9 protein-coding genes are annotated in these 10428 nt (G+C 36.9%); 4 read left to right on the forward strand and 5 right to left on the reverse strand.

The genetic code is table 11. The features are described 5' to 3' along the window. Both ACOI1D_RS19355 and ACOI1D_RS19360 read left to right on the forward strand, forming a co-directional pair. Positions 1-366 (forward strand): hypothetical protein (locus ACOI1D_RS19355; protein ID WP_422503591.1); only part of this gene is annotated, 366 nt, incomplete at its 5' end. Between the two features lie 348 nt (positions 367-714). Beyond that, positions 715-921, forward strand: a complete 207-nt coding sequence (locus ACOI1D_RS19360; RefSeq protein WP_422503592.1) for a hypothetical protein — start codon at positions 715-717, stop codon at positions 919-921. A gap of 337 nt (positions 922-1258) precedes the next feature. Here ACOI1D_RS19360 and ACOI1D_RS19365 read toward each other — a convergent pair whose 3' ends face one another. Then, positions 1259-1678: a VOC family protein gene (locus ACOI1D_RS19365; RefSeq protein ID WP_422503601.1), complete on the reverse strand. Its 420-nt coding sequence runs from the start codon at positions 1676-1678 to the stop codon at positions 1259-1261. A gap of 155 nt (positions 1679-1833) precedes the next feature. On the opposite strand from ACOI1D_RS19365, the gene ACOI1D_RS19370 reads away from it, so the two are divergent. Beyond that, positions 1834-2589, forward strand: coding sequence for a hypothetical protein (locus ACOI1D_RS19370; protein WP_422503594.1), 756 nt, complete (start codon positions 1834-1836; stop codon positions 2587-2589). Between the two features lie 42 nt (positions 2590-2631). Here the strand turns inward: ACOI1D_RS19370 and ACOI1D_RS19375 are convergent, their stop codons facing one another. The 4 genes from ACOI1D_RS19375 to ACOI1D_RS19390 all read right to left on the reverse strand — a co-directional run bounded on the left by ACOI1D_RS19375 (position 2632) and on the right by ACOI1D_RS19390 (position 8989). After that, entirely contained in the window at positions 2632-4473 is a 1842-nt protein-coding gene (locus ACOI1D_RS19375) for an LTA synthase family protein (protein ID WP_422503595.1), read from the reverse strand. After that, a complete protein-coding gene (locus ACOI1D_RS19380; RefSeq protein WP_422503596.1) occupies positions 4473-6080 on the reverse strand; it encodes an aminotransferase class V-fold PLP-dependent enzyme in 1608 nt (535 codons plus the stop codon). Before ACOI1D_RS19380 ends, ACOI1D_RS19375 begins: the two co-directional genes overlap by 1 nt. A 1-nt stretch (position 6081) precedes the next feature. Beyond that, positions 6082-6636, reverse strand: coding sequence for a glycerol-3-phosphate acyltransferase (locus ACOI1D_RS19385; RefSeq protein WP_422503597.1), 555 nt, complete (start codon positions 6634-6636; stop codon positions 6082-6084). Between the two features lie 184 nt (positions 6637-6820). After that, complete coding sequence (locus ACOI1D_RS19390; protein ID WP_422503598.1) at positions 6821-8989, reverse strand: FUSC family protein; 2169 nt, start codon at positions 8987-8989, stop codon at positions 6821-6823. 307 nt (positions 8990-9296) lie between these two features. On the opposite strand from ACOI1D_RS19390, the gene cbpA reads away from it, so the two are divergent. Beyond that, a complete protein-coding gene (cbpA, locus tag ACOI1D_RS19395) occupies positions 9297-9917 on the forward strand; it encodes a cyclic di-AMP binding protein CbpA (RefSeq protein WP_422503599.1) in 621 nt (206 codons plus the stop codon). Positions 9918-10428: the final 511 nt, after the last annotated feature.

Here is a 10428-nt window from a genome sequence, read left to right on the forward strand (position 1 = left end):
TTAATAGACAAAGCTGCAGATGAGCCACTTCAACTACAGCAAATAACAGATTTAGCGCCGTTTCTAGACGGACATACCGATGCTTTTGTTCAGGAAGCAAATATCGAACAAATAACATGGGATGCACTTCCTGGGATAGCGCCATTTGTTAAAGAAGAAACACTTGTTGCTCTTATAAATAAAGTTGGTTTAAAAGATGTTCAATTGAAATATCTAATTGGGATAGCCCCATTCTTAGGCAATCAATTAGACCCATTACTTAATGAGGTCGAGATATCTACTTTAACACCTGAAGATCTTGCAGAAATTGCCCCATTTGTAAAAAAAGAAACACTTGCATCGTTAATGGAGAGCTTAGCTAAATAACGTTTTATTCAGGCAAGGGTACAACACTAACAGGTTCGGTTAACGAGGAGAAAACATTAAATAAGACAGCATTTGGGACACAATTCACATATGGATTGGTGTCTTCTTTTTTGTTGTCATATCAATGTTTAAGACACTCATTACACTTCATAAATTTATGTGCCTTTGCTAATTACCTTGTTAAAACGCGTGTTCATTGGTTGGCTAGAATGAAATGGTATCCGTAAATAATTTATTTGATATAAATGAATACTTCGAAGGGTGTTAAAATAGATTGAAAATAGATAGCTTATTACAAACGTGCCATTTAACGTAAATATTATTTTTAAAAGAGAGGAGGAATGAATTATGTCTAATGACGAATTATCACAGAAGGATCAGGCTAAAATAGTGGAAAAGTTGACTTCCCGTCTTGATGAGATGGGTGTAGAGGAAGATTTTGACGAAGATTCATATAATCAGCTTGATGAGTGGCACAAAATGCAAGTAGATGATGCAATAACGGAATTTGCTAATGGTGCTGTTGGTTCTGACCATTGGGATTCTGATGAATAATATTTTTGATGTTAGAGTAGTGACTTATTAGTATTGAAATAGCTTTTTAATCAGAAGTATGAGGATTTTGAGAACTTGTAAGAGATATAAAATCTTTGAGATATATCTAATACAGTTATAAATATAGCAAAATTATAAAATCCAAATGACTAATTTAAACTAAAAAATCATGTTTAAGATTTTTTTCGTTATCGGGTGAGATTGCGGAAGAAGTAATACGCAATTTATATAAAAAATAGGGCAAGTAAAAAGAGGCACAGGCGTAATAAGCTGTGCGTTTTTACTTGCTTTTTCTATTGTCAATTTAAAGCTTTTTTATAAAAAAATGGCTTTGTTTTTACTCTGGATAGTCACAGAATTCAATAATAGTTCCTTCAGTGTCCACGGGGTTTAAGTAAATTAACCGTCTGCCATGCTTGTTAACACGCAAGGAATCTTCTAATGTCCGAATCCCCTTTTCCTTCAGGTTTTCAAGTGCTGTTTCAAGGTCTCTGACATGATAAGCAATATGATGGACGCCCTTTCCCTTCTGCTTTAAAAATCGCGCTATCGGGGAAGTTGTGTTGTTAGTGGGCGATAATAATTCAGTACGCTCCCCATTGATTTCCAGAATTGCAATTTCGCTTTCCACTCCTGTTGCCTCACTTTTGTATCGGTCAATTAAGTTGCCACCTAATACATGTTCATAAAAATGGATGCTTGCTTCTAGATTTCTAACAGCAATGCCAATATGATCAAGTTCATAATCCACGTACATTCTCTCCTTCATAGATAATGATTGCTCCATTCTACCATACAATTTGCTAAGGCTTTAAGTTCAGTTCTTCAAATTTTTTATTCATTAATTAGCTCCATTAGGAAAAGCTAAGAAAATGAGAGTAAAAAACTTCACATAAGGAAGGAAATCAGATTATGAAAAGGTGTTTATTTTTGGTACTTACGCTAGTATTTGTTTTGGGATTCAATGTGCCAACAGCTTTTGGTTTTGAGGGAGACTTGTTGCAATCTGAACAGGTTCGCAGCATTGTTAACGCTGAACAAATGGATGATGATGGTCTTAATAAGCATGAAGCATTAATTCGGATGCAGGCAAGGGAACTGGGTATTAAGTCAAAGGGGAAAAGTCTCCGCAGTTTAGCTGAAGAAGTGTTTGAAGCTAGAATAAATCGTGCTGCAAAAGAGTTAAGTATTAATTCTGAAGGTAAAACCATTCAAGAGCTATCAAATGAAGTACATTATGCAAAGCTTAAGAAGAAGGCGAAAGAGCTAGGAATTAAAACAGAGGGTAAAGACCCGAAAACATTAGCAATTGAAGTGTATGAAGCATTGTTAAAACAACAAGCTGACGAATTAGGAATTCAGGCTGAGGGAAAAGAATTCAAGGAACTTAGAAAAGAGGTATTTGAGAGAACAGTTAAGGATGAAGCGGATGAATTAGGAATAGATACAAAAGATAAAGATACGCACATTATAATCAAAGAAATCCATGAAAAAAAGGTAAATCTATCTGCTGAAAAATTAGGGATAGATACGAAAAATAAAAATACAAAACAACTGATTGATGAGATTATTACAGACCACTACGACAAAGCGAAAGAATTAAAACTGTTTCCGTTCGAAGAGAAGAAAAACAAATTCTATATGGGTTATCACTACAAGGATAACTAAACGTAAAGGAACCGCAACTAGCGGTTCCTTTACTCATAACTATTATTTGGTGAATCGCAGTAAATCTCCGAGAATAATGTTGTCAGAGAGATTCAATTGATTACGGGCACTTTCAAGATAAGGCAGACAGTTCTTTCTATCGATTACTTCTTTAGAGTTTCTGTCATAGCATAAATTATTTATATAAGCATAATTGCCAGTAACCATACTTCCGTCCCTAAACACAACTGGCTCACTGTTGGTCCTAGTAAATAAATTGTGACTGAATGACATCCGATTTTCAGTAGATATACCAAGTAAATGAAGTACAGTTGAGCGAATGTCTATTTGTCCCCCAATGGTATTTATTACTCGACCTTCCTGTCCGGGAATGTGAATGATAAATGGAACTTGTTGGAGCTCCAAATGGTTAAGGGGAGTATCCTTCTGGTCAAGTAACGCATGAACACCAGATTCGTACTTACTTGATATCCCGTAGTGATCACCGTAAATTACAAATAAAGTATCCTCATACATCTTTTTTTCCTTTAGTGAATTGAAAAAATCCTTGATTGCTTCGTCCTCGTATCTAACAGTCGTTACATATCTATTCACAACTTCTACTTTCGTATCAGCAGTTTCAATGAATTGATCCTCTTCATCCAGTAAAAAAGGAAAGTGGTTAGACAATGTTATAAACTTTGCACTATAGGGTTCAGGAAGAGTAGACAATTGCTTGATAGACTGTTGGAAAAAGGGTATATCCTTAATGCCATAGTTAATCGAGTTTTCTTTTGTTACATTGTAATACTTTTTCGAATAAAAGTGATCATAACCAAGCGTGCGATACATTTGGTCCCGATTCCAAAAGTCGGACTCGTTTCCGTGAAAGACAACTGAAGTATAACCAGCAGATTTCTTTAAAACAATAGGGAGTGATTGAAAGGTATTTTCAGGACGACGTACAAAAACAGAGCCACTAGGAAGTGGATATAGGGCTGTATCTACCATGAATTCTGCGTCCGATGTTTTTCCCTGGGATGTTTGGTCGTAAATATTGGAAAAATAAAAGCTATCTTTTATTAAATTGTTTAAAAAAGGCGTTATTTCTTCTCCATTAACGGTTTGATTGATCACAAAGTTTTGTGTAGACTCCAAGCTGATGATTACTACGTTTTTTCCTTCTGCAATACCAAACAAGTCTGATTTTTTGGGTGGTTTAGCTTGAATGAAATCATTGACTGCCCCAGCATCTTGTTTATCTGATGTTAATTTTTCAAAGGGTGCTTTTATTCCATACAATAAATTTCCAAACTGGTAGTTATAAATACCTAGAGATTTCACAAGCTGATCCCGATCATAGCTGGTATTCAGTAAATGTGGGTTTTGAAATACCGCCAGACTTATTGTCAATGCAATTAATCCAATGCTAGTTAAGGCATATTTTCTTCTTCCAGGTCGATGTATGTTAACCTTCTTTTTTTTCATAGAAAGGATAACGAAACCTATCACAAAAATATCTCCAATTATTAAACAATCATATGGAGAAATTAATTCGAACGTACTGGCTCCTAAGCCACCTACATTACTAATTTGCAGTAGAACCGAGACAGTGACGAAATCGATATAAAAACGATAATAAAGTAAATTGGCATACAATAGACCTGTAATCAAACTATAAATAACGAGTAAGTTAATTGGACGAACCCGTTTAGTGAATAGGAAACTGAAGCCGATAAATAACATAAGAGTGCCAATTGGACTAATAATGAGCAGTACGAAGTCCAACCAGGTCATTAGTGTAAAGTCAAATCCAATAACTGTTACTAGAATTGTTTTTATCCATAATAAGATGACCGTGGTAGCTATAAGATGGTTACTTAAATAGGTGGTTAGTTTTTTCATTAACTCGTTACCTGTTCTTTCATAAGCTGGTTAAAATAATGTGTAGTGGTATGAATAGCTTTCATGACGTTTGCCTGCTTCTGTTCGCCCATCAGGGCAATCTGAAACCAATTTCTCTCTAGTAAATAGCCACTTTCATAGCTCACATGGATTCCAAGGGTTATTAAATGGTCACCAAAACTTTTTGATGACAGTTCCTTTGGCAAACTGACTGTTATTACTCCTGGAGAATAACCTTTTCCTCTTAACACTTTCATTCCAACAGATCTAAATTCCTGACAAACTCTATCAGCAAGTTCTTTTTTTGGTATGGAAGGATTATTTAAAGCGCTTTTTAATGCCATTAATCCATTGGATGAGTGTGTAAAGGGAATGCTGTTATTTTTTTGATAGCTACCTATATCCAAATAACCTGGGATTCTTTTGTTTGGTGAAATCTGATCACGATGAAACACAATTGCTATTCCAGGATAAGAAGCAATCCCCTTACCACTAACAGTAGTTGCCAGATAGACATCAGATAAATCTACATCAGTCACTCCAACAGAACTGCATGCGTCTATACAAAGACCTACATGGTATTTACTGCAAATCTTTTTTAATTCCTTTAATGGATACATGTAGCCAGTCGACGTTTCACAATGAACAGTCCATAGCCACTGAATAGCAGGGTTATCTTTTAAACAACTTTCTATTTCCTCCATAGTAATAATCGTATTCCAATCTTTCTGTATCTTTTCAAAAGGAAGACGCCATCTATTTCCATGGTCAATTAGACGTTCACCAAATTCACCATTTGATAGAACCAGGCCTTTGGTGTCAAGAGTGGACAATTGCGCTGCAACCATATCATTGGCAAGCGTGCCAGTTCCTACAGCTAGCTCTGCATAATTCGCTTTGGTTAGTTCGCATAATTGAGTTTGTAAGTCCTCCATCGCTTTTTGTAAGGTTGAAGAACGATGGGAAACAGCGGGTTCCTTCCAGGCATTTTTGACACTTTCACATAGTTCTACAGGACCTGGAAGAAAATTTTGATGAGGGTTCCTCTCCTTCCGCTGCATCAATCGTTGAAAAACCTTTGATGACCGCTCAAAGTTCTTCTTCGTTAGAAACATTGGCTGGAAAGGTGCCTCATCCGAGCCAACAATCGGACCAAATGGTTGAAAGCCAATGTGTTTGTATAGCTTTGTCTGTTGCATGGTTCCAGAAATTAAAGCAACCGCGAAACCTTTCTCTAAACAATAAGAGACCAACCGTTCACACAAACCATAAAAAATTCTTCCACCACGATAGGAATCTTTTATTGAAAGTAACCTTACTTCACAGGGGACAGACTCTGAGGGGAAATATTCATCGAGATTATCAAGCTTTTGGTCTAATGAAAATGGTCTGTTTTCCCTGACGCAAATCATACCCACCACTTCATCTTTTCTTTTAGCAATTACGTATGTATTTTCATCGTTAAAACGATCAATAAGTTTTCTTTCCTCATTTAATGCGTGTTGCGGTATCTCTTCGGCAAATGTTTCATAATTCAGTCGATATATTTGTTCCATTTCATTATTTGTTTCAGCAATTTTATAAGTAATTAATGTAGAATCTTTCATGTTAATCCTCATTTCTATGAACTAGAATTACAATCAGCAGCATAATTATGAATAAAAAAGCTAACATAAGCTTGGATAGAACAATCAGGACTACTGGGATAGTGCTGAGAGCAATAAGCCCAACTACTATAAAGTTCCTTTTAATCCTCAAACCGATCAGCAGGGTTCCACCAACGATTAGAAGGGTAATTGGAACAAGCGCTAAAGCAACAGCAAGATATACCACTACCCCTTTACCGCCAGAAAATTGCAATTGGACTGGCCAAATATGTCCAATTAAAACTGCAAGACCCATCAAATATAAGAGGACTCCATTTATATCAAATATAAACGCTGCGGTAAGTAGCGGAACAATAGTCTTTAGTGCATCAATAATAACAGTATAAATAAAAGCAGAACGCCCAAACACCCTGCCTGCGTTTCTTGCCCCGGCGTTTGAACTACCCAGGCTTCTAACATCTTGATTCGATAGTTGCTTTCCAACATAGTAGGCACCATTTAAGCATCCAAATAAATAAGAAGCAACTAAAAAAATAATTTCTGACAGAGGTCCCACTCCTTATTTTCTATATCTTTTAGAAAGCATTGATTTGTTCAAATTATAACACTATTTATAAGGCTATTAAAAGAAGATTTTTGTAAACTGTGGAAGTGAAAAACCACCCTCCCCATCATTGTTTAACAAAGGGAGAGGATGGTTTTCATTTTCACCATTAAAGCCTGGTGGTAAACCAAGTTATCTATTCTTCCGCTCCAAGGTCAATCCCTAGCGCTACAAGTGACTGGTTGATTTTCCATACATAATAAAGGTGATGAATCAGATCACGATGGGACTCGTCTCTACTTGGGGCAAGCTGCTCAATTTGTTCACGTTCTTCCTTTAAGGTATAAACAGTGCCGGATACTGCATCTCCTTTGATAAGCTTACCAACCAGATCGATGTTGTGCCCTAGCTTTTCCTCCACAGTTTTAAAGACCTGTATGAGTTCTTCAGGATAATCAAAATTCCCTCTAAAAGCTGAAGCCACTAAATGTTTTGCATAATAATTAATTGCTGTCAAAATAGTAATCCAACGTGCTATACTTGATCTGCTTATTGTTTCAGGTCGATTCATTAGCGGGCTCGCCTCGTCTTCGATGGTTTGAAGACTTTGATCCAGTGTAAAAGCATCATCAGCCAGACCTTTTACATAAACGTCTTCTCGAAAACTCCTAACATAATTGGTTACGTAAGGTTTTAACTCAGTTAAAAAGTCATCAATACTATCAGCTACTTTGTCTTTTGTTTTTTTAGGGAAAATCACAGCTACTACACAAACAGCAATAACAGCGCCAGCAATTGTATCAATGACACGTGCTCCAATCAGCTGAAGGGTGATGCCATTTAACAAAATATCATACATAAACGCGATCAGCATTGTGATAAACATGCTCATTAGTGTATAGGAAACTGTTAACAGGTAAAAGGCGAGGAAGATAACCAGAAACAGTAGTATTAATTCAATTGTTGAGTGACCAGCAAGAAGTTTTGCAAGGCCAAAACCTATTACTGCACCAATTAGTGTTCCAAGTGAACGCTGAAACCCTTTTTTATAGGTCCTGCCAACCGACTCGGTTCCAAGCAATACAATAAACACTGTCAGAACTACCCAATATGGTTGTGTAGGTGAAATTACTTGACCAACTAAAATGGCAATAGTACCAGCAACAAGTGCCTGATAAGCTTTTTTTGTTGAGGGTTTTAATTGTTTGTCGTCATCATCCGAAGTATCATCATTTTCGCCGTCAGTGTCCTCCGAATCGTTCATTGTGGAAGTGTTTTTATCGTTCATGGCTTCCTGAATGCTAACTGCACCTTCAATTACGTGATTTGCAATCGATTCGATTCGACGAACAAGAAATATCCATCCCGCGGGTTTTGTGTCCTGGCTTAATAGATCCCTTACTGCGAGACGAATTCCTTGTACCGCAAGCTCTGCTTCTTCCAAATCATGTTTATCATAGTTTTGAGAGAGTACTCTTGCGTTGCGAAGACTTTTAATTACCCAGATTAATAATCTTCGCAATTCTTCTATCTCTAATGCATCGGCTTTTTTTAAATTTTGAATTGCGTCTGTTAGTGTTTCAATTAGCATACCTGTGTCAAATATATAAAGACGCACTTGTGCGGTATCAAGTCCTGGCCAGATTTTTTTGACATCCTGTGCTTTAAGGTCTCCAGAAACAACCCTGCCATAATTCCGAAGTTTGCGGACGTTTTTCCTGAGTAGTTTGATTTTTTCAGCACTTGGGTTACTATCATTTATGCCACTTATTAAAATATCGAATATTAAATTACTTTGAATATGAAAGGAGCGGATACTTCTTCTTAAAATTTGTGCGGAATCTTTAAACAGAATGAAATTATATACGAATGCATAAAATACCCCGAGACCGATGCCTATGTAAAACCATGGTAATTGGCTTGGTGAAAGGTTTAGAACAGAAGAAATATAAACAGTGAAAAACCCAATCATACAAATAGAGAAATATCTTACATTAAACCGGGATAAGTAAAAGGCGGCGAACATAATGACTATCATTAGTGCGTCAACATAGTACGTATTTCCAGCAAGTAATGTGCCACTCGTAATACCAATTACAGCAGAAACACCTAGGAGTGGTGTTGTTAGCTGCTTAGCTTTTTTCGTTTCATCTAAGACAATCATGATTCCCATTAAACCAACCATACCTGAGACAATTGCAGGTGTTAAACTATCATGTCCAGTTGCACGTAATAAGAAAAGAGTTGTAAAGACAGCGGACATCAGGCTAATCGTTGCTTTACCTGCTTTTAGAAATCGAATTCTGCCTGGGTCTGAAGCAAGTAATCTTCCAATCCAGTGATGTTTAATATGTAAATTTCCCATTTGTGTTATCACCCACTTCGGTGTTAAGTTTAATATTTTAAAGATCGTTGATTCAAGGAACGAATCGCAAGGAGAGAATGGAACCTCTTTTAAAGAAGTTTTATCTTATAGTACCATTTGTAAACTAATCTACCAAACAGGTTATAGATTAATGTGTTTTGAGTATTGATTTAAAGGGAAATTTGATTAGGCGTCGAATATATAGTGTGTAGCAATTTTTTACATAAATATTTAGGGTTACGTGCGAATTATAAACATAATAAGCGAAGGTCCTGAATAATTTAGTATCTTAGGAGGTAATGAAAAGATGATTGTTAGTAATGATTATGTAGTAAAGCAGGATGTAACTTATGTGAAAGAAACAGATAGTTTAGAGCACGCACAATCAGTTTTAGGCAATTCCGGTTTTCGCTGTATTCCTGTTCTTGATGAAACAGAGAGCAAGTTTGTAGGTAACATTTATAAAGTTCATATTTTAGAGAATGAACTCGAATTGAATGATTCAGTTGCAGAACTTGTAACGGATAAAACTGGTTCAGTCAATGAAGACGATGCTTTCTTTAAAGTGTTTTCTAGCATTAAAAAACTCCCATATTTAGCTATCTTAAATGAACATGAAGAGTTCCTGGGAATATTAACACATGCAAACGTAATATCTGTGCTGGAAAATGCATGGGGAGTAAATAATGGCAGTTATTCCCTGACAATTGGTACAGTTGAATATGCAGGTGCGTTACAGAAAATGTTGAAAATAGTTAACAGGTATTGCAATGTACAAAGCGTTATCTCGCTTAACAACGACTCTAAGTATGCGAGAAGAGTTTGTATTGTATTACCTAAGGATGTTGGAATGAAAGAGGTAGAACAAATTAAGAAAAGCCTATACAAAAATAACTTCCAGGTGACAGATGTCGAATCATTAAACTAAGGGCCAATAGGGCTCTTTTTTTTGAGGGGAAATTGCTGGTAGATACATAAATAGAGGTTTTTTTGTAAAAGATTGTTGTTTATGACGCGAAATATATAGAATGTGACGTATGCGCGAGTTGTTTTCCGCTGCGGACCGTTGCTTTCCGCGGGCACGGCCTCAGCCTCCTCGAGAAAATCACTCTGCGGGGTCTTCAGACTCGTGCTGTTCCCGCAGGAGTCAACGGTCCTCCGCTCCAAGCAACTATCGTAATAGTGAATGAACTATAAAGTGCTATTCATCACGTTAGCGAAGGAAAAACACGAAGACTCCTGGAGCGACCGAGCATAGGTCGTAATATATAGCGGGTGGGATTCCCGTCGAGTAAGAACTAGCCACTCACTCGTAGCGAGTCTTGGAGGGCAGGTGGTAACACACTGCCTTTAAGCGTAGACAGCTAGGTGATGGGCCGTAAGCCAAGCGGTTGAAGGGATTGAGCTCCGAAATTCGTACAAACGGGAAGGCCGATGCG

The organism is Virgibacillus sp. DJP39 (assembly GCF_049310925.1).
Lineage (GTDB): Bacteria > Bacillota > Bacilli > Bacillales > Amphibacillaceae > Virgibacillus_F.